General features: G+C 68.5%; 24 protein-coding genes and 1 pseudogene. 4 read left to right on the top strand and 21 right to left on the bottom strand.

Features of this window, described 5'->3' with window-relative positions; translation table 11 throughout:
• Positions 1-249 precede the first annotated feature (249 nt).
• Entirely contained in the window at positions 250-1,446 is a 1,197-nt protein-coding gene (locus tag ABEA10_RS31410) for a hypothetical protein (RefSeq protein WP_345470091.1), read from the bottom strand.
• Between the two features lie 813 nt (positions 1,447-2,259).
• On the opposite strand from ABEA10_RS31410, the gene ABEA10_RS31405 reads away from it, so the two are divergent.
• From ABEA10_RS31405 to ABEA10_RS31395, 3 genes are all read left to right on the top strand, one after another.
• Entirely contained in the window at positions 2,260-2,451 is a 192-nt protein-coding gene (locus ABEA10_RS31405) for a DUF4244 domain-containing protein (RefSeq protein WP_345470089.1), read from the top strand.
• A complete protein-coding gene (locus ABEA10_RS31400; RefSeq protein WP_345470087.1) occupies positions 2,448-3,266 on the top strand; it encodes a TadE family type IV pilus minor pilin in 819 nt (272 codons plus the stop codon). The genes ABEA10_RS31405 and ABEA10_RS31400 overlap by 4 nt, the downstream gene beginning before the upstream one ends.
• A 622-nt stretch (positions 3,267-3,888) precedes the next feature.
• Positions 3,889-4,284: an Rv3654c family TadE-like protein gene (locus tag ABEA10_RS31395; protein WP_345470085.1), complete on the top strand. Its 396-nt coding sequence runs from the start codon at positions 3,889-3,891 to the stop codon at positions 4,282-4,284.
• A gap of 287 nt (positions 4,285-4,571) precedes the next feature.
• Here ABEA10_RS31395 and ABEA10_RS31390 read toward each other — a convergent pair whose 3' ends face one another.
• The 6 genes from ABEA10_RS31390 to ABEA10_RS31365 form a co-directional block, all read right to left on the bottom strand.
• The gene (locus ABEA10_RS31390; protein WP_345470083.1) at positions 4,572-5,576 is read right to left on the bottom strand and encodes a metallophosphoesterase; all 1,005 of its coding nucleotides are present in this window, start codon (positions 5,574-5,576) and stop codon (positions 4,572-4,574) included.
• A 99-nt stretch (positions 5,577-5,675) separates the two neighbouring features.
• On the bottom strand, positions 5,676-5,963 hold the full coding sequence (locus ABEA10_RS31385) for a hypothetical protein (protein ID WP_345470081.1): 288 nt from the start codon (positions 5,961-5,963) through the stop codon (positions 5,676-5,678).
• Positions 5,964-5,996: 33 nt separating this feature from the next.
• Entirely contained in the window at positions 5,997-6,731 is a 735-nt protein-coding gene (locus tag ABEA10_RS31380) for a type II secretion system F family protein (RefSeq protein ID WP_345470079.1), read from the bottom strand.
• Between the two features lie 1,381 nt (positions 6,732-8,112).
• On the bottom strand, positions 8,113-8,844 hold the full coding sequence (locus ABEA10_RS31375) for a type II secretion system F family protein (protein WP_345470077.1): 732 nt from the start codon (positions 8,842-8,844) through the stop codon (positions 8,113-8,115).
• A complete protein-coding gene (locus tag ABEA10_RS31370; protein WP_425550982.1) occupies positions 8,841-9,167 on the bottom strand; it encodes an ATPase, T2SS/T4P/T4SS family in 327 nt (108 codons plus the stop codon). The genes ABEA10_RS31375 and ABEA10_RS31370 overlap by 4 nt, the downstream gene beginning before the upstream one ends.
• Positions 9,168-9,243: 76 nt before the next feature.
• Positions 9,244-9,405 (bottom strand): hypothetical protein, encoded by a 162-nt coding sequence (locus ABEA10_RS31365; RefSeq protein WP_345470075.1) that lies wholly within the window; start codon positions 9,403-9,405, stop codon positions 9,244-9,246.
• 731 nt (positions 9,406-10,136) lie between these two features.
• On the opposite strand from ABEA10_RS31365, the gene ABEA10_RS31360 reads away from it, so the two are divergent.
• Positions 10,137-10,388 carry a GntR family transcriptional regulator gene (locus tag ABEA10_RS31360; RefSeq protein ID WP_345470073.1) on the top strand — a complete coding sequence of 84 codons (252 nt, stop codon included), beginning with the start codon at positions 10,137-10,139 and terminating at the stop codon, positions 10,386-10,388.
• 80 nt (positions 10,389-10,468) lie between these two features.
• On the opposite strand, the gene ABEA10_RS31355 is transcribed toward ABEA10_RS31360, so the two are convergent.
• The 14 genes and pseudogenes from ABEA10_RS31355 to ABEA10_RS31290 form a co-directional block, all read right to left on the bottom strand.
• A complete protein-coding gene (locus tag ABEA10_RS31355) occupies positions 10,469-10,750 on the bottom strand; it encodes a hypothetical protein (protein WP_345470071.1) in 282 nt (93 codons plus the stop codon).
• Positions 10,751-11,380: 630 nt separating this feature from the next.
• Positions 11,381-11,659 (bottom strand): hypothetical protein, encoded by a 279-nt coding sequence (locus ABEA10_RS31350; protein ID WP_345470069.1) that lies wholly within the window; start codon positions 11,657-11,659, stop codon positions 11,381-11,383.
• Positions 11,656-12,030 (bottom strand): hypothetical protein, encoded by a 375-nt coding sequence (locus tag ABEA10_RS31345; protein ID WP_345470067.1) that lies wholly within the window; start codon positions 12,028-12,030, stop codon positions 11,656-11,658. The genes ABEA10_RS31350 and ABEA10_RS31345 overlap by 4 nt, the downstream gene beginning before the upstream one ends.
• Before the next feature lie 644 nt (positions 12,031-12,674).
• Positions 12,675-13,031: a hypothetical protein gene (locus ABEA10_RS31340; protein ID WP_345470066.1), complete on the bottom strand. Its 357-nt coding sequence runs from the start codon at positions 13,029-13,031 to the stop codon at positions 12,675-12,677.
• A complete protein-coding gene (locus ABEA10_RS31335; RefSeq protein ID WP_345470064.1) occupies positions 13,024-13,869 on the bottom strand; it encodes a hypothetical protein in 846 nt (281 codons plus the stop codon). The genes ABEA10_RS31340 and ABEA10_RS31335 overlap by 8 nt, the downstream gene beginning before the upstream one ends.
• 809 nt (positions 13,870-14,678) lie before the next feature.
• Positions 14,679-16,322: a DNA primase family protein gene (locus ABEA10_RS31330; protein WP_345470062.1), complete on the bottom strand. Its 1,644-nt coding sequence runs from the start codon at positions 16,320-16,322 to the stop codon at positions 14,679-14,681.
• Positions 16,323-17,468: 1,146 nt separating this feature from the next.
• Positions 17,469-19,022: a recombinase family protein gene (locus ABEA10_RS31325; protein ID WP_345470061.1), complete on the bottom strand. Its 1,554-nt coding sequence runs from the start codon at positions 19,020-19,022 to the stop codon at positions 17,469-17,471.
• 5 nt (positions 19,023-19,027) lie between these two features.
• A complete protein-coding gene (locus ABEA10_RS31320) occupies positions 19,028-19,180 on the bottom strand; it encodes a hypothetical protein (protein WP_345470059.1) in 153 nt (50 codons plus the stop codon).
• A gap of 45 nt (positions 19,181-19,225) precedes the next feature.
• Positions 19,226-20,077 (bottom strand): annotated as a pseudogene (locus ABEA10_RS31315) (TadA family conjugal transfer-associated ATPase); the annotation flags it as partial.
• Between the two features lie 11 nt (positions 20,078-20,088).
• Complete coding sequence (ssd, locus tag ABEA10_RS31310; RefSeq protein WP_345470057.1) at positions 20,089-21,165, bottom strand: septum site-determining protein Ssd; 1,077 nt, start codon at positions 21,163-21,165, stop codon at positions 20,089-20,091.
• Positions 21,116-21,709: a hypothetical protein gene (locus ABEA10_RS31305; protein ID WP_345470055.1), complete on the bottom strand. Its 594-nt coding sequence runs from the start codon at positions 21,707-21,709 to the stop codon at positions 21,116-21,118. The genes ssd and ABEA10_RS31305 overlap by 50 nt, the downstream gene beginning before the upstream one ends.
• 409 nt (positions 21,710-22,118) lie before the next feature.
• Positions 22,119-23,588 (bottom strand): PucR family transcriptional regulator, encoded by a 1,470-nt coding sequence (locus ABEA10_RS31300; RefSeq protein ID WP_345470053.1) that lies wholly within the window; start codon positions 23,586-23,588, stop codon positions 22,119-22,121.
• Positions 23,589-23,633: 45 nt separating this feature from the next.
• Positions 23,634-23,993, bottom strand: coding sequence for a cupin domain-containing protein (locus ABEA10_RS31295; protein ID WP_345470051.1), 360 nt, complete (start codon positions 23,991-23,993; stop codon positions 23,634-23,636).
• Positions 23,980-24,873, bottom strand: a complete 894-nt coding sequence (locus tag ABEA10_RS31290) for a N,N-dimethylformamidase beta subunit family domain-containing protein (RefSeq protein WP_345470049.1) — start codon at positions 24,871-24,873, stop codon at positions 23,980-23,982. Before ABEA10_RS31290 ends, ABEA10_RS31295 begins: the two co-directional genes overlap by 14 nt.
• Positions 24,874-24,881 lie beyond the last annotated feature (8 nt).

Below are 24,881 nucleotides of genomic sequence, written 5' to 3'. Positions count from 1 at the left end.
ACCGCCGCGGTCTCGTGGACGTCGTTGTCCTCACTGGGCGGGCCGCAGCTCCAGCCGGATCACAGGCGCCGACTCGGCGAACTTTCACGCCCACCGTGTCATCCCGCTGGCCGACGGCCTGCCAGATCTGATCGCCGAGCCGCTGACGACACTTGCGGTCTACTGAGCCACCGGTAGCTCGCCGGACCTGACTACCAACCCGTCACGCCGCCCGCGGCCTGCTCGACCGAATCAGCGGCTTCGGCCGGCTCAGTTACGGCGGCGGCGTCCTTGGTAGGCACGGCCACGGCCCGAGCCGCGGCGGTGAGACGTGGGCGCGTCCGACGCGGGGCTGTCCGCCTGCTGCCCGTCGGCGGCGTCGGACTGGTCGGCGGCTTCCGTCTCGTCGGGCGCCTGGCCGGTGCCGACGGCCTTACCGAGGTCGAGCGTCTCCGCGTCGGCCGACTCTGCTGCGGCGGCCGTGCCCGTCGCGACGTTGAGCACCTCGGACGATTCGTCAGAGTTGATCGGCTGGGAGTCCGTCGCGGCCGGTGAGGCTTCATCGACCGGTGAGGCTTCATCGGCCGCCGGCTTGGTGAGAACACCCGTCGCAGCCATCATCGCGGTGGCCTTCCGGTCCTTCCCGCGCCTGGCCTTCGTCTTTCCGCGACCGGACCGCTTGCCACCCGCGGCGGCGCGTGCGCCTTCGGCGGCGAGGCGCTGGCGGCGGGACCACATGCCCAGATGCGCCGAGATGATCAGCAGGACGAGCGCGATGGCGAGGCTCTGCCCCCACTTGATCGGCGTCGTCTGGGAAACGTTCCGTGCGGCCGGCTGGGCCAGCGGCGAGGCGACCTGCGGCTCAGGGCTGGGGTACGCGAAGTTCAGGCCGGAGCCGTCGGGCGCGACGGACGGAAGACTGAACGGCGAGGCGCCATTGAGCGGGTTGGCCCCGGGATTCCCGACCGTGGCGCCATTGCCGACGTTTCCGGTCGGCAGCGATCCGGACGATGTACGGTTGCTGCCGCTGCCAGAGCCGGGGGTCTTGCTGGGCGAAGCGGCGTGCGTCGACTTCGCCGGGGAAGGCCGCGCCTTCACCGAGAAGCCCTCGGTCTTGTACGTGCACCCGGTGCCGTTACCGATCACCGCCAGCGTGAAGGCACCGGCCTTGGGCATGGTGACGTCGCCCTCGATCTTGCCGGTCCACTCACTCTTGCCGACCTGCTGGTTGAGGCCCGGCCCGGAGATCTGCAGGTGTGCCTGCAGCAGCATCAGCCCGTTGATCTGAGCACTGACGTGCACGGTCGAACCGACCGTGACGGTCCCGGACGGAGCCGCGATGGTCGCGCTCCCGAGCGGCGGACACGACTCGGCCGCACGCGCTGGCTGGCTGAGACCGACGGCGATCGCTGCGGCGACCATCGGGGTCATCAGGCCGACCGTGGCTGCCTTGCGGACCCTCGTCACGACGCCGTCCCTTCGTCGAGAACCTTTCATCGTCTCTGGCCAAAGCGGCACCAGACGACCAGCACCGATCCCCGAGTCGGCGGCCCATGATGCCGGAGGGTTTCATCGGCCACCGACCAACCGCAACCGCATGATCATCGGAACCCGACAGTCACCCTATCGGACTCTGTCTCTAATAGAGGCACGGTTTCCCACAAAATGCAACGATCCGAGTCGATCTTAGTAACGAACCCCCGGTATTCGACTCACAAATCGCACACTGGCCGCTACGCACGGACGCAGCCGTAGGCGGCCGTAGACCGAGAACACCACCCTCCGCTGTACTGCCCGCCATGCCGCATCCAGACCTAACCAAGGCCTGACCAACGCGCAGAACGAACCGACACTCGGAACTGACCAACGCGCCGGACCGACCAAGCGCGGAACCAACCCACGCGCGGGACTGACCGACGCGCAGGACGAACCGATATTCGGAACTGACCAACGCGCGGAACTGACCAACGCGCGGGCCGACCAAGCGCGGAACAAACCCACGCACGGGACTGACCGACACGCGGGATCGACCACGCGCAAGGCCGACCAAGGCGTGGGAGTGGCCAACGCGCGAGAGCGACCGATGCGGGGACGCGTCGCGCATGGCGCGTGGCGCGTGGCGCGTTGGCACTCACGCACGTGCCCGGCACCGAGGTCACCGAAGCCACCGAAGCCACCGAGTTATCCACAGAACTCGATTCAACTGGTCCGACGGCAACGACTTGGTCACGCTGAGTCATAGCGCTCCCGCGCCCACCACCCGACCAAGGAGGGGACCGCATGCACAAGCTGTCCGTACTGTGGCGCCGATGCCGCGACTACGGCGACCGAGGCATGTCCACCGCGGAGTACGCAGTGGGCACCGTCGCCGCCGCCGCCTTCGCCGGCGTGCTGTTCAAGATCGTAACCAGCCCGGAAATCCGAAAGATGCTCTTAACGATCATCCACAGAGCGCTCAACCTGGTCGGATGATCCGCCCCGGCCTCGGTCGCCTCACCCGTGCCGAGTCCGCCGATGCGGACAGGACATCCCCGATGCGTCCATCAGCGCGGGCGCGTCCCGAGCAACGCGACTCGCGATCGCGTCTCGAGCAACACAGCTCGCGATGGCGTCCCGGGCAACACGGCTCGCGATCGCGTCCCGGGCAACACGGCTCGCGACCGTCCGGCCTACACGCGCCCGCCGTCGGCCAGCACGGCGGCGGGCGACCCGCCGGCCGTCACCCACCCGATGGACGGCCACAGCGCGTCCGCGCGCGAACCGCACCGTCTCGACGCCTTCACCCAACCACGCGACGCGGTACGGCAAGAGGCGGTCGGCACGTCTCGCCGCGAGGCGGCCGACGTGGCTCGATCACCGCCGAGACGGCCGTCGCCTTGCCCGCGCTGGTGGTCGTCCTGGCGGTCGCGCTGTGGGGCGTGAGCGCGGCTGCCGCCCAGATCGCCTGCCTCGACGCCGCACGGGCCGGAGCAAGAGCGGCGGCACGAGGAGAGCCCCAGGCAGAGGTCCGTTCGGCGGTGCTCCGCGCCGCACCGCCGAACGCCCGAGTCATCGTGAGCCGCGACCAGACCACCACGAAGGTCGTCGTCCAGGCCCAAGCCGACTCACCCCTGCGAGGCCTCTTCCCCGCCTTGAAGCTCAAAGCACAGGCCATCGCCGCCACAGAACCCCAGCCGAACGACACCGCTTTCCCCACAGGAAGCGGCGCTCCGCCTGCCCCGACCGGATCAGAAGGTGCTCCACCTGCCCCGACCGGATCAGAAGAGGAGGACGAGAAGACTCAGTAACACACGAGCCCAGGACGGCCCCGCTGCCGCCCACACGGAACAACCCATTCGCGCGCCTGCGGTATGCCCCCGGCCTAAGCGAGGGGGTGACGCCCCGACCTGGGCAAGGGGGCGCCCCCGACCTGGGTGAGGGTGACGCCCCGACCTTGGTGAGCGGGTGCGCCACCGACCTATAAGAGGTGCCGCGGCGCACATGCTGCCGACATGCCACCGGTTTGGAATTGGAGCTTGCCGCCCGCTTTGGGCGGTGGGGCATGCGGCCGACTGGGAGAGGCGGACCATGTCCCCGGCAAGTCCATGGACTGGAAGTACACCACCGACCTGAGAAAGGAACGGACCGCTGACTTCGCCAATGCGGTGTGCCATCGGCACGTTCGCGGGCAGGCACACGACCGGGAAAGGCGACCCATGCTGCCGACAAGTCCGTGGACTGAAAGTGCACCGCCAACCTGAGAAAGGAACGGACCGCTGACTTCGCCAATGCGGTGTGCCATCGGCACGTTCGCGGACGGGCGACGGCCGGCAGATACAACCCATGCCGCCGACAAGCCCCTGGACTGGAAGTACACCACCGACCTGAGAAAGGAACGGACCGCTGACTTCCGAAAGGGGGAGCACGGCGATGCGTGAGCGCCGAATGGGCGATAGGGGCTCAGGAACCGTTTGGATGCTCGCGCTGATCGGCCTGACGTGGGCGATGGCGATGATGGCGATGACGGTCGGCGGCGTGCGTGCTGCTCGGCATCGTGCCTACGCTGCTGCCGATCTCGCGGCGCTCGCCGCCGCCTCACATTCCGCGGACGGGCCGCACGCTGCATGCGGCCTGGCCGCACGCATCGCCCGCGGTTCCGGCGGCCGTCTGCGGAGTTGTGTGCTTCACGGCAGGGTTTCGGAGGTGACCGTCAGCTCTGGCCTGACAAGCGTTCCAGCACTACGGAACCTGACCGCCACCGCACGGGCTCGCGCAGGACCGGAACAACTCCCGATCCCTACGACCATGCAACTCTCAGACAGCTAAACGAGGAGGTTCTGCGATGCTGCCGTCTTAACGACCGCGATCAGGCCCCTGCTCGTCACCAATGCACGTACGTCGACCAGCCCCCCGCGCCGGTCAGCCCCCCGCGCCGGTCAGCGCGGCGCGTCGGTCAGCGCGGCGCGTCGGTCAGCGCGGCGCGTCGGTCAGCGCGGCGCGTCGGTCACCCCCGGCGTTGATTAGTCCGGCGCGTCGGTCACCCCCGCGTCAGTCAATCTGTCGAGCGCGACGGGTCTGCCCTGGGCCAGGTCATGGCGCATGGTTTCCGGTGGTCAGACAGGTGGTTCGGGCAAGGATCGACCCAGTGCGGCGGCCAGGTCGATCGTTCTGCCGGGGGTGGGGCACTGCTTGGCCAGGCTGGTCTGATCGAGCCGACCGTTACGGGCTTGGAACAGGAACCGTGCGGCGGGGTGCCGTCTCATCTCCTCCTTGGTGAGTTCGCCGGCGATACGGTGTGCGGCGGCGGCCAAGGTAGGGAGTGACGACCGGAGATCCGCAGCCCACTTTTCGAGGTTTCCCAGCCAGCTTCGCGTCGCGGGATCGGAGCCCGGGGAGTACCGTGCGATCGCTTCCGCCAGCTCTGGCCAGGTGAAGTCGCGCCAAGGCTTGGTCTTCAGAACGGGCAGCTGCCATTCGACCTTGACCTTCGACCAGTGATCCGCGTGGGCCGAGACCGAGTGGACGGTGTGCTCCGGCAAGCACAGCGCGGTCAGGTTCCAGCCGTGGCAGGCACCGGTGTCCAGGCCGAAGATCCTGTCGTCGCGGATCATCGGCTGGCGCCCGGTCACATGATGGCCGAACACGACCGGCTTGGCATCGGCGTAATGGTCGTGCCAGTGCTCGCCCGGGAACAAAGTGGTCAGCTCCCGTTCGCCACTGGTCGAGCCGCAGAGGATCTCCTCTTTCTGGTCGGCCAGCGGAACCCCGGGCAGCATCGCGGCGTGGATGACGCGGACGTGCTCGTTCTCGAAGTAGTACGGCAGCGTCCGCATCCAGTCGACCGTTTCGGCGTAACGGTCACCCAACTGCAGGCGCGTGATCTCTTGCGCGTACGAGAAGATCCCGCGCACGTGCTTGCGTTCGTGGTTGCCCATGACCACAACCGAGTTCGGACGGTTGCGGAAAAAGCCGACCACCTCGCCGGGTGCCGGACCGCGATCGACCAGATCACCGACGCTGATCAACAGATCGTCCGGGCGGAGGCCGACTTCGCCGAGCAATTCGAGTAGCTCGTCGAAGCAGCCGTGGATGTCGCCGACGATGACAGTGCGCCGCACATCGGCGAGGCTACGGGGACCTTGATGCGGTGGCCAAAGGAATATCCGAGGACCTCTTCGCTCCTAGATCGCCACCTGTGCCACCCGGCGATGGGCCGCTTAGACCACGGCGCGTTCCCCGGAGAACGGGAGCATGACCAGCGGCACTGAGGCCAGCCGCCCCGTTTCCGGGAACCTCGCCGCCAACCCCAGGGCGACCGTAAGCCAGCCGGCCGCGAAACCGAGCAGCACGACGACCTCAACCACACCGAGCCAGTCGAGAAAGCTCGCCGACGGACTGGATCCCAGCAGGAAGGCGACTCCGGTGAGCGCCGCGATGGCGAGCAGGTTGGTCAGCAGACTCGCGATGACGTGACCGGTCAACACCGCGCTGCGCGAAACGTCCACGGTCGGCTCGTCCGGGGTCCTCGGGCGGAAGGCTCAGGGGATCAGCACGTTGCGGGCCATGCCGGCGATGGCGGGAACGATCCCCAGGATGATGAAGGCGGGGAGGAAACACAGGCCCAGCGGGGCAACCGCGCGGATGCCGGCGGTCCGGGCGCGGGCCGAGGCCGCGGCGCGGGCGGTACGGCGTTGGTCGCGGGCCAGGCGGGCCAGGGTCGCGGCAACGGGGGCACCTCCGGTGGCGGCTCTCGCGGCGGCTCGGCCCAGAGGGGCCAGTGCTGGATCGTCCGCGAGGTTGAGCCACTCCTGGGCCGGGTCGGCGCCCAGGCGGATGCGGGCCGCTACACGTGCCAGCGCTTCGCCGAGGGGGCCGCCTACCGCCTCCGCAACGGCCTCTACCGACGCGTGCCATGCCCCGCCACCGCGTAGGCACGCGGCGAGCAGATCGATCGTCAGTGGGAGTTCGGCGATGATCCGCGCTCGGCGCTGTCTCACGGCTCGAGGTTCGAGGCGTGAGAGCACGCGTATGCATCCCACGGTGATCAGCACGCCGGCCGTCCAGCCCGTCACTCCACCTATCAGCAGGCCAGAGACGAATCCGGCCAAGCCGCCGACGGCCCAGCGCATATGCGTGTCTCGCTTGCCGCGCTGAGCGGCGACCTCAGGCGGGGCGAGGAGAATCTTGGTCAGTCGCCTTGTGGCCTCGTTGCCGGGTACGGCCAGGAAACCTGCGACGCCGCAGCAGAGTACGGCCAGCAGCGACAGCAGCATCGTCACCATTGTCATCGCTCGGCTTTCTGGAACACGCCCGCACGCCATGACCGCCGACTACCTCGGTCGCCCCCGGCTGAAGGGCTCCGGCGTCGCACGCCCGCGCCGCCGAACAACCCCGGCCACGACCGCCGCGGACCGACTCCGGCGGCAGACGGCCGGACGCCCAACTGCCGGGAACGGGAACGGCGGAACGGGTTCAGGAGCAGGCGGTGTACTCGGCGGAAGTGGCGACAGTGGCGGAAGGAGACGAGCCGTCGTGAGGATGAGGCGCGGCGGCCAGTGTGGGCCTGTACGGGCCAGGGGCCGACGCCCCAGGACGATGACGGCAAGCACCCTGGCCACTTACCAGGAGCCGCGACGGCCATTCCGTCGTCTCGCCATGCCGTGGTTCCCGTTCGCACAGCCGTTCTCCTTCGCTTCGCCGTTTCCGCGGGTCCTGCGGCTCCGTTTCTCCAGCCGCTCCGTCGGCAGTGCCGCGCTTGTAGGCGCCGCCGTTCCCGTTCGTGGTTGCGGTTCCCGATCGCCCCGCCGCGCAGGCCCGCGCCCCGCCGAGCACACTCGTGCCGACACGCACGCTCGTGCCAGCGGACAGGCTTGTGTTGGTGGGCGTATTCGTTCTGCTGCGGTGGCCATTACGTGGCCAGGTGAGGGTCCACCACAGGCCCAGGGCATCGAGTGCGGCGCCCAGACAGAGGCACAGGGCACCCGACAGCGAGCCGAACAGGAACTCCAGGGCGACGTCGTGCGCGCCGCGGTTCCCGTTCGCGCCACCGCTGCACGCTCGCGCCAAGGTGACGCTCGCGCCAGCGTGCAGGCCCGTGCCGACGGGCGCGCTCGTGCCAGCGATCAGGCCTGCGTTGGTGGACGTGTTGATTGTGGTGGTCATTCGAGGTGCTCCGCTGACGTGGCCAGGTGGGAGGTCCACCACAGGCCCAGGGCATCGAGTGCGGCGCCCAGACAGAGGCACAGGGCACCCGGCAGCGAGCCGAACAGGGACTTCCCGGCTTCGCGCCCAACGCGGCGGCCATCGCCGGGCCAAACGCGGGTAGAACGGCCAGCAGCCGGGCGGTGGCGCGTGGGCCAGGAACTTCCACGGCCTCGCACCCAGCGCGGCGGCCATCGCCAGACCGAGCGCCGGCAGGACCGCCAGGAGCCGGGCGGTGGCGCGCGGGCCCGCCAATTGCAGGGCGGTGTCGTCGCGCCACGGCTCCCGCCCGCGCCACGGCCCCGCGCGCGACGGTTCCCATTCACGCCACGGTTCTCGCCGGCGCCGACGTGCACGCTTGCGCGGACGTGATGCTCGCGCCAGCGGTGGTGCTTCGTGACGCTTGTGCCGGCGGGCAGGCTTGTGTTGCTGGCGTGTTCCTGTTTGCGGTGGTCATTGGAGCCGCTCCGCTGAGGTGGCCAGGTGGGAGGTCCACCACAGGCCCAGGGCATCGAGTGCGGCGCCCAGACAGAGGCATAGGGCGCCCGGCAGCGAGCCGAACAGGAACTCCCACGGCTTCGCGCCCAGCGCGGCGGCCATCGCCAGACCGAGTGCCGGTAGGACCGCCAGGAGCCGGGCGGTGGCGCGTGGGCCCGCCAATTGCAGGGCGATCTCGTCGCGGTGGGACTGCTCGTCGCGGAGGGAGTCGGCCAGGCCGTCGATGACGGCGGCGAGCATGCCGCCACGGTCGACGCCGATGCGCCAGCAGCCGGCGAGGAGGCGTAAGGCCTCGTTGCCTCGCACGTCCGAGGCTCGGATCAGTGCGGCGGGCACGTCGTCTCCGTTCCGGGCCGCGTCGACCACTGCGTTCAGGCCCGGCAGGTCGTGGAGGGCTTCGGCCGCGCAGGTAAGGGCGGTGGCCGCCGGGCGGCCGGCGGCGAGTTCGGTCGCGATGGCGTCGCAGAGTTCGATGACGGCACCGCGCCGGGCGGCCAGCCGTTTTCGGCGGCCGGTCAGGGAGCCGGCCGCACGGCGGAGCTGGGCGATTCGGACGGCCAGGGTCGGCCCGGCGGCGCCTGGCGACCCCGGTCCGAGCACCGTCGTCAGGCGGAACGTCGCCGGGGACGGCAGGGACAGCATCCACACCGAGACGAACACGCACGCCGCAGCCGCCAACACGATCATCGAGTGCGTCCCGCGAGACGAGTCTGCAAGGTGGGCATGCCCGGGCCGTGGGTGATGCCGCCGTCCGAGCCGAACAACACCGCCGGGACGACCTCCACCAAACCGCTCTGAGCGCGTTCGAACACACAGATCTCCGCCACACGACGCCGACCGCCTGGAGCCTCCCGTACCAGATGGACCACCACGTCCAGCGCGGCGGCGAGTTGGCTGTGTACGGCGTCGCGGGTGAGGCCGGCCGTGCAGGCCAGGGCCTCCAGGCGGGCGGGAACGTCGGCCGGGGTGTTCGCGTGGACGGTGGCGCAACCGCCCGGATGCTTTGTCAAACCATCAATGTATCTCCGCAGGTGAGCGCAGAACAGCCCCGGCACCTTGCGGGGTACCGGGGCTGTGTCGCGCGCGTCACGCCTGGGCGTCCTCCTGGTCGCCCTGGTCGTCTTCCTGGACCGCGTCGTCCTGCGCGTCACCGCTGCGCTGCTGTGCGCTGCGCAGCACCGCACGCAACCGCGCGTACTCCTCCGCGTTGAACGGCAGCTCGGCACCCCGCCCGCTGTTGCCGCTCATCTAGAGAACCGTCCAATCGTCATCGTCGTATCTCCGTAGGTATATGAACTTCCACGTCTCTTCCGCGACGACGCTCTGTAGGTCCCACCACGATGCGGGCAGACACGTCGCCACGGTCAGCGCCCGTCGCGCGCGGTCTTCGATGTCGGCGATGAGCGGGCGCGGCGCACGCACGAAGACGCGGCATGTACGACGGCCAGCGGAGAACACGACGCGGTAGCCGGGGAACACCTGATCTCGGGTCACCACTGGCCACGGTGTCGGCCGCGATACGCGAAGCGCCGACGGCGGTCGAGTATGAGCGCTCCACCCGCGACGGCCAGCCACGCGACTGCGAGCGTTCCGGCGAGCCACGCGACCCCCGTCACGGCAGCAGCCGTTCGCGCTGACGGTCGATACGCGCTGTCTCAGCAACGCAGGCGGCCTCAGTGGGGCCGAACGCGACTGGCTCTGTGCCAACGGCGCGCTCACGTGAGGTCAGCGGGGCGCGTACTTCGGCTTTCCAGTAGCCGCCTGCCTCGTTGTACGTCGGAGCGCACCACCGTGAGGATGGGGCGGCGGTAGCGTGGTCTGTCATGGGTGACTCCCTTCGCGAGTCGTCCTAGACCCCGGTGCGGCGGTAGCACGCCGCCCGGGGTCGCTGTGTGTCTTACGACTCTTGACGATAGACGAGAACACCCGTGAACACACGAGAACACCAGGCATACCACCGTGCATGCGAGCGTGTTCTTGTGGACCTGACCGCGATCAACCTCGACCAGCCCCGCCCGGCATACCGGATCATCGCGGGAGCGATCGCGGACGAGATCCAGGCGGGTCGACTCAAGCCAGGGCAGCGCATCCCGTCCGCGCGCACCATCGCGAGCGACGTAGGGGTATCGCTGCGGACCGCTGACGCAGCCTTGCGGGTACTGCGCGAAGACGGATTGACCGTGAGCGTGCACGGGTTGGGGACGTTCGTCGCGGAGGATGCGGGCGACTAAGGCCCATTGTGCAGCGCTGCACACCACTCAGACAAAGCAAATGCCCCCGGGGACGAACCCGGGGGCATTTCGTGTGTCGCCTAGTCGTGGCAGGCCGAACGTGTGATCTGTTCCGCCTCCGCGATGATGATTCCACCCGGCGCGATCAACTCCGGCCGGTCCAGAACAACCGCGTCCGTCGCGGCCCGCCACGTGCGTTCTTCCGCCCGCGACATCCGGCCGTCGTTAACGAGCGTGGCAAGTAGGTCATTCACGATTTCCGCGAGCACATCAATTTTCGCTTCCGCGTCGAGAGTGACCGGGATTCCGTAGTCAGTCGCGGTGTCGTCGCGGAACGCGGGCGCGCTATGGTTGCTTTCCATGGGGTGATTCCTCCGAGACAGGTTGATCCCCTAGGCCCGGATCGGTGTTGGCGCACCGGTTCGGGCCGCTTGTGTTTGATCAGGAGATCACTCGGAGAACCCTCTGTCAAGCGATCTAGAAACGGCCGAAACGGGGCCACGTAAGGCGCTCACGCGGGGGCTCCGCAAAACGTCTTACGGAGCTTCCACTAACGCGAGACTTGTGCAGCGCTGCACAAGTGAGTAGCACGCGAAAAAGCCCCGGACCACTCCGGCTGTTCGCCAGAGCGATCCGGGGCAAGGCACTAAGACACCATTGACATTCGACGCGAAACGCGCACCCCCGCTGTCGCCTCCGCGTAACGCATGACGAGCAGGTGACACCGAAGCGTCAACGCTTTCCATTCGCGTCAACCGGGCGACGTCACCGGCGACACTGCCTTGTCGTCTCGCGGAGGTACGGGCGACAACGGCGACAACTCCCGGCGTCGCGCCTTACGCGGCGGAGCGACAAGCGCGTAACCCGCGTTAACGCCAGCGTGCCGCGCATGTCGCTTGGAATTTCGATACGTCAACGCTGCCGTAATCTGCGTGACCTGTGGATATTCGCACTACGGGTGAACGCGGCGACGAACGCGTAGCCACACCGCGTCAACCCCTGTAAAGCGGATTCGGAATGACCGCATCACCGTTGTCGTTCACGGCCCAACGGTGCGGTGAACGGCCGCCCCAGTTGACATTCAACTCGACGTCGTGCGCCACCGCCCAAGCCTCGATGTCGTCTGCCAGTGAACGCTTTTCGGCAGCGTCCGGTGAACCGATTACGTCGGCGTAAAGGGCATCGACGCCAGCGTCCACCACGAACCAGTCGGGCAATTCCGGGGCTACGGTATTTGCGGCCTTACGGCGACGCGGCTTCTTAGCGCTCACCTCGACCACCGCGCACTGGCCGCACGGGAAGCCTGCTCAGTCCGCGTCATGACTCGCCGCGAGTCATCTTCCGAACCGGCAGCCTCCAATCCCAACTGACGCATCAGCGCGGCGAACTGCGCGCGGTGAAATCGAATCTCCGCGATAAGGGGATTTGCGACCTGTTGCCTCATGCTGCCCTGCACGATGAGCGGTTCGCCGACGAGCGCACCCCGCATCGCGGCAATGGTGTCGAGGCAAGCAGCGGCCGAAGCCAGGATGCGGAGGTCACCGGGCGAGAAATCGTCGGCGTCGTACTCGGCGAATACTTCGTCCCAAAGACGCGTACCGTCGTCACCGAGAGGTTCGGGCGGGGTCGGTGTGGTGGTCACTGTGGGTAACTCCTCTCGTCGGCCACGCGCAACGCGTTGACCAGGCAATACGTGAAAACAGGGGATGCGTGCTCGGTATCCGACCGCTCTTGCTAACCCCCGCCGTGCACATGACCCCTGATCGGCGGGCTCACCCCCTGGGTCGTCACGTGCTGTGACGCTTGCGAGCAACGCTGACAAGCTCAGAGACATACGAACGCGAACAAGCCTTGCCGCACACGGCCCCAGCCACCCGGGGCCGCCCAGGGGCAGGGCACAGGCCGCACGAACGCACGTCAGCGGGCAGGCCACCTCGTACACCACGAGCGGCACGCGGCCGGTCGGCTGGTCCCTCGCGGCGGAGCGGCAGGCCGTGCCGGAGCATGTGCGGGAGCACTGGGCGGGGCCGCCGGACAGCGCCCCGGGGACGTTCACGAAGACGCACACGGCCAAACACCCGGGGATCCCTAATCGGGTAGCCCCGGGTGTTTCGCGGCCGTCTCAGCGCTGCGCAATGTCAGGTAGATACGGTGGGCGATTCGCCGCGATAGCAGCGTTTACCGTGTCCGCCTCACTCTGATTCAGGATGGTTCGTGGCCAACCCTTTACCCGCGAGAACCGGCGAGGATTCGGAATCCATACCATGTCCCCGATATTGACCGGCTTCACCTCCGCGCCACCCCGCGCTGTCGGATCATCGCCTGGATTTCGCGGACGGACCGGCCCGCTTGGATCAGTCGCCCTACCTCCGCGTTCGAGAGCGGCCCGGCGAAGTGTGCGGCAGACTCCGCCGACTCATGGGCGGTTACACCACTTCCGATCACGTGGAACTCTGGAAGTGGTGCGTATGACGGCAACTCCGTGGGCTGCGCAGCCTGGGCGTTCTTCGCGGCCTCCGCGTCCATCTGCCGCCAATGCTTCTGTAGGTCGCGGTTGATATCGAACGCATCGTCGCCGTTTGCGAGACGATTGTTCACGTAGCCCGTAATCATCGCCTTGTCGGCGTCGCTGAACTCAGGCATCGTCGCTCATCCCTACACGCGCCGCACCGGTACGGCTGATCTGAGACTCAGGAGGCAGGCCGTCTACGTACTCGATACGGTTCCCGTTCTTATCGCGCTCTAGCGAGAGAGCAAGCGCGGGTTCCATCTGGAACTCCGCCCCGTTCACGCCGCGCACACGCCGCATGGCGGGGAGACGTTCCGCCGTGTCCGCCGGACCGTATTGGGCGTCCAGCCACCGCAGCACGTTGGGTACGACCATGGACGCGGGGAGCCGTGTGCCACTGACGTTCTGCGTGGCCGCCTGCGGTAGTCCAGACGAGCCCGTGTAATCGTCCGTGCCGCGCGAGAACTGTTCAAGGTCACGCCGGTATGAGAACGCCTGCGCGAACGTGTCACGCGCCCTCTCAAGTGCCGTTTCGGCATCCTTGTAAGCCTCTCCCGCCGCGACAATCGCGGCCTGCGCGTCCGGAATCGCGAGCGGAGCGGCTTCCACCAATGCGACCCACGCGGCGGAATCGGCCTTGTCCTTCTCGCGCACCAGCCGGAACCATTCGCCGACAATCCCGGGACGCTTGTCCTCCGCGTCAGCGACGTAACCGCCTTTAGGCCGCTCCGGGACCGTTCCGCCGTTTTGAATCGCACGAACGTACGCAGACTCCTTACCCTCTGCGACCTTCCGCCACTGCTCCGAAAGCAGATCATCGTTCTTGCCGTCGTAGTCGTCCAACGCGTTGTACGCGGACTCCAGCGCAGCGCGCGCCGCCTTCCACTCCGGCGTGGTGCCAGCGGGCAGAAGGTTCAGCGGGGTACGGAGTGCAAGTCCGTTGTAACGCTGGTCGGCAATCAGTAGTTCCATTGTTGTTGTTGCTCCATTTCGCGGGTACTGCGAGTGAGAAGCCCCGTACGGCGTTAGAACAGCCCGGGGCGTAGTCGGAGAAGAATCAGTGCTTGCGGAGGGCTACATAGAGCCAGTACACGAGCCATAGCAACGCCGCAATGAATTGCAGGCCAACCGCGATCACGACGCACGCCTTTGCAGCAGTGCACGCACTTCGGAAGCCCAGTGGACCCACCAGTCGTTCGGTGTCTGACTGGGCGACGGAGGGGGCGGAAGGTGGGGCCGCTTGCCGCTCCGGCCACGGCGATTGCGACGCGCGGTCATGAAACACGCCCCGTACGGCGTTCCTCGAATCGACGGCCATCCGCGAAGTACAGACCGGGGTACCCCAGAACCGCGAACGTCGGCAGTCGGGAATGCTCGGTGCGACACGACCACCATGGGGTCGTCTGCGGCATATCGAGCGGCGTGGGGTGCGTGTCATTCATCGTCATCAGTCCAATCGGTCGAATAGGTCGCCGCGCCTTTGCGCGACTCGGGCGTAGTCGCCCACAGCATGAGGTCTCCTTGTGCAGCGCTGATCGAGCACCGAAGGTCGTGATTACGCTCCGCTCCGGCCGGCGGGGACACAGCGTGACGAAGCGCAGGTCAGAGGGTTGGGGTTCGCGGCCGTAATCGCGGGGAAGTGCCCAGCCGTCCGGCGGGGCAAGAAATGCCCCGGTGGGGCAGAAACACAGCCTGTTTCCAAACTCTCTGTATATAAAGAGAGAGGAGTTTGAAATCAAGGGTGAAAACTGCCCCACTGGGGCGAAAAACTGCCCCTCGGGCTACCGCTCGAAAATCCGGCCAGTGTTGGCGGCCTCTGTCGGCCGCGAGCCGGGCGGCGTGATGCCAACGAAGTAGAACACTCCGCCGATCTTCCGACACTCCACACCGCGTTCCGCGAGCGCGTTCCCGACTGCCTTGGGCGCGAACTTCGCGGTACGCCCCTCTCCGTTCTCGCGTCGCCACTCCTGCAACGCGGAACGGAACTCCGAACGCGGCATGCGCTCCCCATCCGCGTAAACGAACAGCTCCCCCTCAAGCTGACTGAGAGGGTCCACACCGGCCCGGTGCTTCGTCTTCGCGGCCATAGTGCTGTCTGTGTCCGGTAGGCCGTCTACGTACGCCCTGTGAGCCGCTAGGGCTATCGCGGTGGCAATGCCGTCCGCTTCGGCCGCAAGTTTGGCGTCCAGGTCCACATCGGGGTTATCCGCGAACGAAACGGGAAACTCAACGGCCCGTAGCCGCGTCCACAGCGCGTTATCCGTTCCGGTGAACTCCGGAAGGTGGTTCGTGGTGAACACGACCGTGTAGCGCGGGGAGTACTCAATTTCCGTGAGGTAGTTCCGCCGGAACGCCATGGAGTCGTTTCCGGACATTCGCTTGACTAGTTCGTCGTCCATCGCGACACCTTCATTGGTCTCGTTCGCGATGACCAACCATGCGAGCGCGAGCCGTGCGAGTTGTTCGCCGTGCGCCTGCCCGCGTCGTTCGAACATTCGCACGTCCGGCATTACCACGGCCGAACCCAACAAGTGCTGCATGAGCCGCGTGATGGTGCCCTTGCCGTTCCGCCCCTTGTGCCCGTACCAAACGCCGAACACGTGGTGCCGCTGGTCGCCAGTGAGCGCGCGGCCAAGCATGCGCATTACGTGTTCGCCGTTGTCGGCCGCGTCCGGGAAGACCTCGGATAGGAACTGGCCCCACCGTTCCGCGACGGCCGACCGGCCGAAGTCGGCGTTAACGCAAGCGGTCCGCATGTCGTCCGGATACCACGTACCGGACTGGAATTCGCCGGTCCGAGGATTGAACGTACCGTTGCGGAACGGGATTCGCGGGGATGCGTTCAGCCGGTCGGCAGGCGCGACGACATCCCGCTTGTATTGCATCGCTTCCGCGATTTCGCGTCGGTGGCGCTGTACTCCCATGAGCTTGCTTTGGTTTGTCAGTCCGCGAGCGCGGAATGCTCCGGCCGTCTCGTCAATCGCGTCGAACGCCACGGAGTAACGGTCATGAGCGGCGGCCCAATGCGTGCCGGTCCATTCGAACCAGCCGAATCCGGGAACGAACCGCAACCGGTCGCCCGTGATTTTGATGGTTGCTTCCGCGTACGCGGCAGTGTTGATGAGTTGTCCGCCCATACGTTCGGCGGTCGCGTCCATCGGTGCGGTTTCTACGGCCATAGCTCCCCACCATGCGTCTGACAGTTCTTGATTCGCGGCCCCGGGAACGGCGGGAATGCCGTTGTTCTGGAGCGAGGTAACGATCACGTCGTCCGAGATGGCTTTAACCATCCTTTCGACGGCGAAGCTGATCTTTCGCCAGAGTGGCCGCATTGCTCGCGTCCACTCTTCCGGCTCGATTTCTCGCGCGCTGAGTGCGAGTGCCAGCCGGATTGCTTCGTTCTCTTCGGGGGTACGCTCGCTCACTTGTTCCCCTCCCCGCGCATCGCGGCCGGAATAAGCCGGTAGGTTCCGCGCTTCGTCGGGTTCTGGCAGTGGGAGACGCGCGTTCCGTAGTAGGTGTGCGCGTCCGCGACGTTGGGACCTGCTCCGTGTATGTGGGTCCGCCCGCAGAATGGGCAGTCAGCAATACGGAATGTCCAGTTCTCGTCTGCGAAGTTGGGGGACACGAGTCGCGCCCTGACTTCTGGGTAGTCGCCGCTCATGCGGAAACCTCCTAAACGCAAAAAGCCCCCGGTCTCTCCCTGCTGCAACTCAGGGAGAGACCGGGGGCTCCGGTTCGTGCGCCGCGATACGTTCACGGGAGACGCCCTACCGTTCCGGTTGCAGTCGGAACGGTGGCTTGCTAGGCCGTGGGAAGGTGCGTGCTTTAGCGAAGTAGAGCCCCCGCTGTACGCGTCGCAGCGCGCACGCTGTACGCGGGGGAGTCAAAGAGGCGCGCGGGCTTATCGGCGACCAGAGCGGCCATTCGCCACCCGTACGCCGCGCCCGTTGCACGCTGACACCCTCGTTACCGCCCCCAGCGCGGGAATTGTTCGCGCAAGGTTTGGTGACGTGGGTCACGTGGTCTCATGCGCGCTTCCTGCCATCCGGCCCGTGTTGTGCATCGCTGATCAACCGGCCTGATGGCGGAATGGCGTTTCGGGCCCTAGTTCTGTATTGCTTTAGAGCGCTCTAAAGGAAAACCAGAACTAGGGTCCGATTCACCATATGCCAATTGAGGCATATACGAGGAGGGCTGCCGTACCTCCGCGAGTCGCTCCGGGTCGCCCGTGCACGCGCGCGGTCGCTCGCGGGGTCGCACGGGCTTGCCCGCTGGTCGCTCCGCGTCGTCCGCGTGGCTGTTCGCGTCGCTCCGGAGTTGCCCGCGTGACCGCGTGGGCGTACGAGGAGGGGACGTCCCAGGGGGTTGTTCGCCCACTGCACTTCGCGGCGCGGAGCGCCTGAGGCGTTCGGGGCGTGGCCGTGCGTGCGCGAAATGCCCCTAGAAGCCGCTGAGAGGCCCCAGAGCGCGCGAAAGCCCCGAACCCTATTCGAGGGGTCGGGGCTTTCCTGTGGGGCCGTTGCGGAGGTTCTCCTAAGCGTTCTACGCGGCGGCGCTAAGGAGGTTGCTCACAGCGATTCTTCCCACGCGATAGCCGCGAGTTGCGCTTCAGCGGGGTTCAACTCTCGCCACCATTCAGGACCCGTGAAGTCGACATCTGCGCGGGTCTCGCTGAATCGCCGTTCCGCGCCAACGGCAAGCGGCCGGACGGTGACCACTGCACCGAGATCGCGCAACAACGCATTGCGGCCCTCGACCGTGCGAGCCTTCCATTCGTCGGCGAGAGATACCCCGCTGTCCTGCCACTCAGTGCGCGCAGGCGTAGCGGCCTCGCGCTGGAGTGTTTCTAGCTTGCTTTCGAGCGCTGTTATCTGGCTAACGACGGCTTGTGCCGCGCGGCCTCCTGCGGGCAGTGCCGCAAGGTTGCCGCTCAGGTTGTCGAGCGCCTGTTCAGCCTCTCGGAGTTCGCGGGCGACGTCGCGTCCCTCGCTGTGGACCTTGACCATGAGGCCGATCCGCCGGAACACCTTTAGAAACTCCGCCTCCGTCCGCTGTTCAAGCCCACGGGCCTGCACGACGTTGGACGCGTGGTCGCTGTGCTTGCCTACGCCGCGCGGGCAAACGTACGTGCTGTAGTCCTTACCGTTCGCGGTGCGCCGCTGGTGGTACATCGGACCTTCGCATTCCGCACAGCGGGCCACGTGCAGCAGCATGGCCTTGCCGGTCCGGTCAGCGCCCCGACCTACCGCGCGCCCTTCGATCGCGTCGCGCACGGTTGACCACGTTTCGGCGTCGAGCAGTTCCGGGCCGACCTGGTGGGGTTCGCCGCTCGCGTCGAGTACGGGCACGAGGTTCCGCGCGGTACGCGGCTTACCCGGTGCGCTCTGTACGAGGTACCCGCGAACAGCAGGCGTAACGAGCACATCCCGTAGCGTCGTCGTACTCCACTTAGCGCCGCGCGTCTTCCGTCCGGCCCGCTGTCGGGCGTGATCGGCAGGCGGGAGAATGCCGCGCCCGTTCAACTCTCGTGCGAGCCCTGCCAGCGAGGCACCGTGCCGCGTGAGTTTCTCGGCGCAGTCGCGGACGATCGCGGCTGCCTCAGGGTCGATGTCGAGGTACGTACCGCCGTCCCGCTTGATCAGCCGGTAACCATACGGGGCCGCGCCGCCCAGCCAACGGCCGACCGTACGCAGGTGGTTCTTCGACGCGTTGATACGCGCCTTGATCATGTCGCGTTCATATTCTGCGAACGCGGACAAGACGTGAACGACGAGCTTGGACGTGTCTGGGCTCAGGGTCCCGTCCGCCGTAACGAGGGTCGCACCAGAATCGTCGGCAGCGCGCAGCAGGCGGGCGAACTCCAAGACGCTGCGCGCGTACCGGTCGAGCTTCGCGGCGATCACGTAATCGGCGGAGCCAAGCGAGTCGAGCACGGTGGACATCCCCGCACGGTCTTCAAGCTTGCTCGCGCCGGACACGTCAACGTCTTCAGCGACGAACAGCACCCGCCATCCGCGCTGTTCGGCGTAGGCGCGGCATGCTGCCGTCTGCGAAGCAATCGAGGTGGAAGCGTCGCTGTCGCGCGACAGCCGGGCGTAAACGATGACTGTGGGGGCTCGCATGGCGCTCAGATCTCCACCACGGGCGCGCCCATGGCGTCGAGCATGGCGGCGGCGTGCTCAGCGGCTTCACGGAGATTGATCTCAGGGCCGTAGTGAGACTTCACGCCCCGGCGGGCAAGCTCCTGCATGACCATGTTGACGACGGTATACGGGTCCATTGTGTGCTCCCTGCGGCCATGTACGAACATTGATGGCTAAGCGAAACACCCGCCCTCGTGACCGGTGTTCAACGCGCTCAGCAGGTCCACCACCTCGCGACCGCGTACCTCTCCGACGACGAGACGGTCGGGGCGCATGCGTAGCGCCTGGCGTACGAGGTCGTGGAGGGTTACGCCGCCGGCGCCCTCGACGTTGGGCGGGCGGGCCTCGAGGGTGACCACGTGCGGGTGGGCGGGGCGGAGTTCGGCGGAGTCCTCAACCAGGATGATGCGCTCGCCTGGATCGGCCAGAGAGAGCAAGGACGACAGGACCGTCGTTTTGCCTGAGCCTGTGCCGCCGGTGACCAAAAACGCGACACGAGCGGCCACGAGGCCGCCGAGTAGGGCGGCTCCCGCTGCGGGGACCGCGCCGGCCGCGACCAGTTCCTCGAGGGTGAAGGCTCTACGCCTCGGAAGCCTCAGGGACAGCGTCGTGCCGGCGGACGCGATCGGTGGCAGGACCGCGTGCAGGCGTACACCTCCGGGCAGGCGGGCGTCGGCGTACGGGGCGGTGTCGTCCAGGCGGCGTCCGGCCAGGGCGGCCAGGCGCTGGGCCAGGCGTCGTACAGCGGGCTCGTCGGCGAAGCGCACCTGGGTCAGGCGGAGGCCCTCTCCCGCGTCGACCCAAACCTCGCCGGGGCCGTTGACCAGGACGTCGGTGACGCCGGGATCGCGCAGGAGGGGTTCGAGCGGGCCGGCGCCGACCAGGTCGGCGCGTACCTCGTCGGCCAGGGAAAGGATCTCGGTGTCGCCCAGCATGCGGCCTTCGGCGCGTAAGGCGGCGGCCACCTGGGCAGCGGTCGGCTGCACGCCGGAACCGATGAGGCGGGCACGTACGGCATCGGTGAGGTCGTTCATCCGGTGCTCCCTCAACAGGCCTGGTCGTGGACGCGCGGGCGGCGAGCCGTGGGCAGACCGCCCAGGAAACGGGCGCAGAACGCGTTGAGCGGGCCGCCGCTGCCCGGTGACTCGCCGCGTTCGATGGCGGTGGGCAGGTGCCGGTCGGCGGACATGACGCCGGCCAGCGGTAGCCGCAGCGACTCGGCGATGACGTCGGGCTTGAGACCGCCGGGCGCGGGGCCGCGCACGACGAGGCGGAGGTCTCGGGTGTAGCGGCGGGCCTGGTCGGCGACACGGTCGGCGGCCACCGCGGCGCGGACCTCGGCGGGAACGACGATCAGCGTTATGTCGGCGGCGGCCAGGGCCTCGGCGCTCGCCTCGGTGAGCTGGCGGGGCAGGTCCGTGACGACCAGGTCGAAACCTCGCACGGCGGCGTCGAGGACCGATCGCATGGTTTCGGGGGCGACCGGTTCGACGGCTCCGCGGTGCCACGAGAGGATGGCGAGGCCCTCGCACGCCGGTAACGAGTCGTGCAGTGCGGTGCTGCTCAGGCGGCCCCGGCGCTCGGCGTAGTCGGACCAGCGGGCTCCGGGAGTGCGTTCGGCGCCCAGGACCAGGTCGATGCCGCCGCCGAGCGGGTCGCCGTCGACGAGCAGTGTGCGAAGCCCGCGTTTCGCGGCGGAACTCGCCAGGGCCGCCGCGAGCACGCTGGCGCCGGCGCCGCCACGGCCGCCCATGACGGCGATCGTGGTCGCGCCGGACACTGATGGCTCGGTGGCGGCGGCCATGCGTTCGACCAGCCAGGTCTCCGCGTCCGGGAGAGCGGCGACGTCTTGTGCGCCGATGTCGACGGCGAGACGGTAGACGCTCTCGCCGTCCGGATCGGCGGTCGCCAGGATGACGCCCGGCCGGCGCGGTGGGGCGCGGTCGGCCAGCTCGGCGACCAGGTCGGGGCCGGCGACGACGAGCGCGGCGTCGCGCCACGCCGACCGGGCGGCCAGGGCGTCCGAGGCGACGCGGGCCTCGACGTCGGCGGCTGCGGCGAGCCGGAGCAGGTCATCGACCAGCTCGCTGTCGCCGGAGACGATCAGAACGGCGGCTGACATGGCATCCCCCTCGGTTCGGCGAGGTCAACGATGCGCCCGCGAGGTGAACCCGCGAAAGCCCCCGTCCACAGGTTGTGGATAACTTCGGAGAGCGGAACGGCGCCATCTGGGACCGGGTCGCCGCGCGATGGTCGGCACACCACCCGACAGGCTGGGCCGCGACCCGATGGGCCGGTACGCCACCCGATGAACCGGGCCGCCACACAACGGACCGATACGCCACCCGACGGACCGATACGCCCCCCGGGCTGGTGAACGACGTCGAGCCCGCGCCGCCCTTCGCCAGCACGCACACGGCCATCACCACCAGGACGGTGACCTCCAGGACGAGCAGGACTCCCAGGACCCGGGCGCTGGTGTGGATGCCGGTGAAGCCGAGCCAGGCCACCAGCGCGACGCCCACGAGCGCGAATGCCCACCAGGGGAGCGACAGGCCGGTGTACTTCTCGAAGGACTGCGTCGCGTAGAGGCCCAGAGCGCCGTACGTGCTGATCTGCAGGGCGTTGTAGGCGAGGAGGGCCAGCGTGGCCGCGCCCGCGCCCATCGGCCGGCCGAGGCCCCGGTGATCGTGGCGTAGAACGCCCCCGCGTTGCGGACGTACCGGCTCATCGTCATGAAACCGACGGCGAAGAGCGCCATCACCACGCCCGCCACGAGGTAGCCGCCCGGGACGGCGGCGCCGCCCTTGAGGAAGTGCAGCGGTGCCACGGCGACGATCAGGGTCAGGGGTGCCAGCGCCGCCAGGACCGTGAAGACGAGGTCCTTCGTCCCCATCGCGTTCGTCGCCAGGCGGTCGGTACCTGGGGGTGTCGACATCGTCATCCGCCTCCGGAGTCCAGAGAAGGCAAACGCCAGGCAGCGGCCAGCCCCGGCAGAAGTGGACGTTGCGCCCCAGGTCGGGGCGGTCGTTGTACGGATCGTCCCGGCGAAACGGGGTCCGCGTCCCGGCCGCATCAGCGCGCTTCGCTCCGCCGGCGCAGCGCGAACCACAGCTCCATGCGCACGTCGGGGTCGGTCAGGTCGCGGTCCAGGAGCCGGGTGATCTGGCGCATCCGGTGACGCACGGTGTTGCGGTGGACGCCGAGGTCGGCGGCGGTACGATCCCAGCTCCCGTGGTGCGCGAGCCAGCTCCGCAGCGTGCCGAGCAGCAGGGCCGCGTCCTTGGGCGACCCCGCGTCGAGGCCGGCCAGGAGCCGGTCGGCGTATCGGGCCGCCTCCGGGGTGGCCAGGAGTGCCAGCAAGCCCTGGGGTTCGGCACCGGCCACCACGCTCCGGCCCTGGATCCGCGCGCCGTCGAGGGCGGAGCCGGCCTCGCCCCACGCGGGATCGAGGTCGGCGGCGGAGTGCGGGCGGCTGATCCCCGCGAGGAGACCCGCGTCGTCCACCGCGCGCAGCCGTTCGCCGGTCGGCCGGTCGTCCGGCACGATCGCGACGAAGGCGTCGCCGTCCTGCTCGACGAAGGGGGTCTCCAGCAGCACGGACAGCCGCTGGCTGACCGTCTCGCGGGAGCCCGGCGGCTCGCCGAGCAGGCCGCGGACGAGGCGCCACGGCACGTCCTCGGCCAGATCGAGCGGGGCGGCCAGCCCGCGCGCGAGCGTGGGGAGCCGCAGCAGGCTCGTGACGACGGCCGCGCCGAGCGCCTCGGGCGAGCTCGCCGCCGAGGGCGCGGTGAACAGCAGCGACAGCGCCGAGGCGGCCACGCCGACGAGGCCGCGGTCGGCGACGGTGAACGGCATGCGCCGCGCGATGGCCATGGCGTAGCCGACCGGGGCCGGGCCGAGGAGCCGCTGCACCTCGACGTTGTCCTCCGCCGCGGTGAACGCCGCGCTCATCGGCGACCGGCTCGCGCAGGCACGCTCCAGCGCCTCCGCGACTTCCGGGTCCCGCCGTACCGGCCCGGCGGACCAGGTCCGGTCGCGGTTGCGGTCCACGACCAGGACCCAGCCGTCGAGGAGCTCGGCGAGCCGCTCGACCACGGCCCGCAGCGGCCCGGGGCCGGCGGCCGCCTTGATCAGCAGTCCCTGGCCGTCGGAGAGACGCTTCAGGTCGTGGGTCTCGGCCCGGACCAGCTCGGCGTGGTGGAGTTCGACGATCGAGGCGAACGGCACGCGCGGCGGCACCTCGAGCAGGGGCAGGCCGTGGTGGTCGCACGCGGCGACGAGCTGCGGTGGCACGGCGTCGAAGACCGGTGTCACCCCGAACCCGACCGCGACGACCCCGGCGTCGCTCAGGCGCCGCGCGTAGTCGTCGCTGTCGGCGGGGCGGAAGCCGGTGCCGGCGAGCAGGAGGAGTTCGCCGCCGCGCAGGAACGGCGGATCGGGCAGTTCGCTCACGTGCACCCAGCGGACCCACCGATCGGCGGGGTCGGCCGCGCCCAGCGGGCGCAGCGCGAGCCGGTCCACGAAGAGCCGGAGGGGGACCACGGGTCAACGATAGGCGGACCGCTCACCTGCTCCGATCAGTGTGTTTCAGCGGGTCACGGCCACGAAGATCTTGCTCGTGGGCTCGATCGTCACCCAGTCGCCGGCGAATCCCCGCGGGATGAAGAACGCCTCGCCCGCGCCGAACTCCGCCCGGCCGCCGTCGAGGTCGGCCACGGCGACCCGGCCGCTGAGGAGCACGCAGATCTCGTCGTACGGCCACGGGTCGATGCGCACCGCTCCGGGCTCGCCGGTCCAGTACCCGCCGGAGTACTCCCGCGCCGGGCCGCCGTAGGCGAGGTACTCGGTCTCCTCCCAGCGCTCCGACAGCACCTGGTAGCCGTCGAGGGGCGGCACCGTGGTCCTGCCGTTCTGGGGGGTGAGGCGGACGATGTCACTGATGCTCATGGGGCGCTCCGATCTCGCGGGTCAGGAACCGGTCCAGCGCGTTGCGGACGATGCGGTCGACGAACGGATCGCCGACGCTGAGGGCGTGCGCCCACTCCGTCGAGCCCCCGTTGAACACCTCGCCCCGGCCCCGGGTGAAGGCCGCGATCATGCCAGCGCCGCGCATCTCCCCCTCGTGGACGTAGTCGGGCTGTAGATGCCGCCGAGGCCGTTCAGGCCGATCGTGGTGGCCCCCGGGCGCCCCACCGACTTGGCCTCCCAGACCGTGGTGGCCGTCCGCGGTGACCGGGCGGCGTCCGGGTCGAGCGCGGGCAGCCGGTAGCAGAACTGCGTCGTCAGATCGTCGCTCAGCCTGCTCGTACCCGTGCCGCTCGGCCCACTGGACGAACGGCCGCTCGTAGGTGGCCCAGAACGCGTCCGCGTGGTGTCGGCTGTAGCCGTTCAGACGAGCCCACTCGTACGAGGCGTACCGGGGTGCGCCGTTCATCGGCAGGGTGAGGTGGTTCGCCTCCCGTGGCACGCCCGCGGGTTTGCGGATCATCCCGCGGGCGATCGGCCGCCGGGTGGACGACAGCGGGCTGCCCGCGTCCTCACGCGGGTCGTCGCCCAGCCCCCGGTAGTGGTTGGCGCCGCCCCAGTCGTTGTAGGCGAGCATCGTGCTGGTGGTCAGGACGATCGCGCCCCTCGGCCGCCGGGCGGGCGCGGCCTTGACCACGAAGAAGTGCACGCTCGCGCTGAGGTGGAAGGCGACCGTCTCGCCGGGGAAGGAGGAGAACCGGTCGGTGTAGCACCACACCTCTTCGGCGTCCGGGACGGCGTACGCCCGCTCGGACGGCCACCCCTTCGGGGACCAGGCGAATGCGGGCTTGGGGTTGTGCACGGTTCTCC

The sequence above is a fragment of the Actinoallomurus oryzae genome (genome assembly GCF_039541955.1).
In the GTDB taxonomy this organism is placed as follows: Bacteria; Actinomycetota; Actinomycetes; order Streptosporangiales; family Streptosporangiaceae; genus Actinoallomurus; species Actinoallomurus oryzae.
This window is presented reverse-complemented; position numbering and strand designations above follow the sequence as displayed.

Excerpts from the sequence above, each read along its gene's own strand:
- ABEA10_RS31405 (WP_345470089.1), top strand. The coding sequence starts at position 2,260 with ATGCACAAGCTGTCCGTACTGTGGCGCCGATGCCGCGACTACGGCGAC.
- ABEA10_RS31400 (WP_345470087.1), top strand. The coding sequence starts at position 2,448 with ATGATCCGCCCCGGCCTCGGTCGCCTCACCCGTGCCGAGTCCGCCGAT.
- ABEA10_RS31395 (WP_345470085.1), top strand. The coding sequence starts at position 3,889 with ATGCGTGAGCGCCGAATGGGCGATAGGGGCTCAGGAACCGTTTGGATG.
- ABEA10_RS31380 (WP_345470079.1), bottom strand. The coding sequence starts at position 6,731 with ATGCTGCTGTCGCTGCTGGCCGTACTCTGCTGCGGCGTCGCAGGTTTC.
- ABEA10_RS31375 (WP_345470077.1), bottom strand. The coding sequence starts at position 8,844 with ATGATCGTGTTGGCGGCTGCGGCGTGCGTGTTCGTCTCGGTGTGGATG.
- ABEA10_RS31365 (WP_345470075.1), bottom strand. The coding sequence starts at position 9,405 with ATGAGCGGCAACAGCGGGCGGGGTGCCGAGCTGCCGTTCAACGCGGAG.
- ABEA10_RS31355 (WP_345470071.1), bottom strand. The coding sequence starts at position 10,750 with ATGGAAAGCAACCATAGCGCGCCCGCGTTCCGCGACGACACCGCGACT.
- ABEA10_RS31340 (WP_345470066.1), bottom strand. The coding sequence starts at position 13,031 with ATGCCTGAGTTCAGCGACGCCGACAAGGCGATGATTACGGGCTACGTG.
- ABEA10_RS31335 (WP_345470064.1), bottom strand. The coding sequence starts at position 13,869 with ATGGAACTACTGATTGCCGACCAGCGTTACAACGGACTTGCACTCCGT.
- ABEA10_RS31325 (WP_345470061.1), bottom strand. The coding sequence starts at position 19,022 with ATGCGAGCCCCCACAGTCATCGTTTACGCCCGGCTGTCGCGCGACAGC.
- ABEA10_RS31320 (WP_345470059.1), bottom strand. The coding sequence starts at position 19,180 with ATGGACCCGTATACCGTCGTCAACATGGTCATGCAGGAGCTTGCCCGC.
- ssd (WP_345470057.1), bottom strand. The coding sequence starts at position 21,165 with ATGTCAGCCGCCGTTCTGATCGTCTCCGGCGACAGCGAGCTGGTCGAT.
- ABEA10_RS31305 (WP_345470055.1), bottom strand. The coding sequence starts at position 21,709 with ATGGGCGCGGGCGCGGCCACGCTGGCCCTCCTCGCCTACAACGCCCTG.
- ABEA10_RS31295 (WP_345470051.1), bottom strand. The coding sequence starts at position 23,993 with ATGAGCATCAGTGACATCGTCCGCCTCACCCCCCAGAACGGCAGGACC.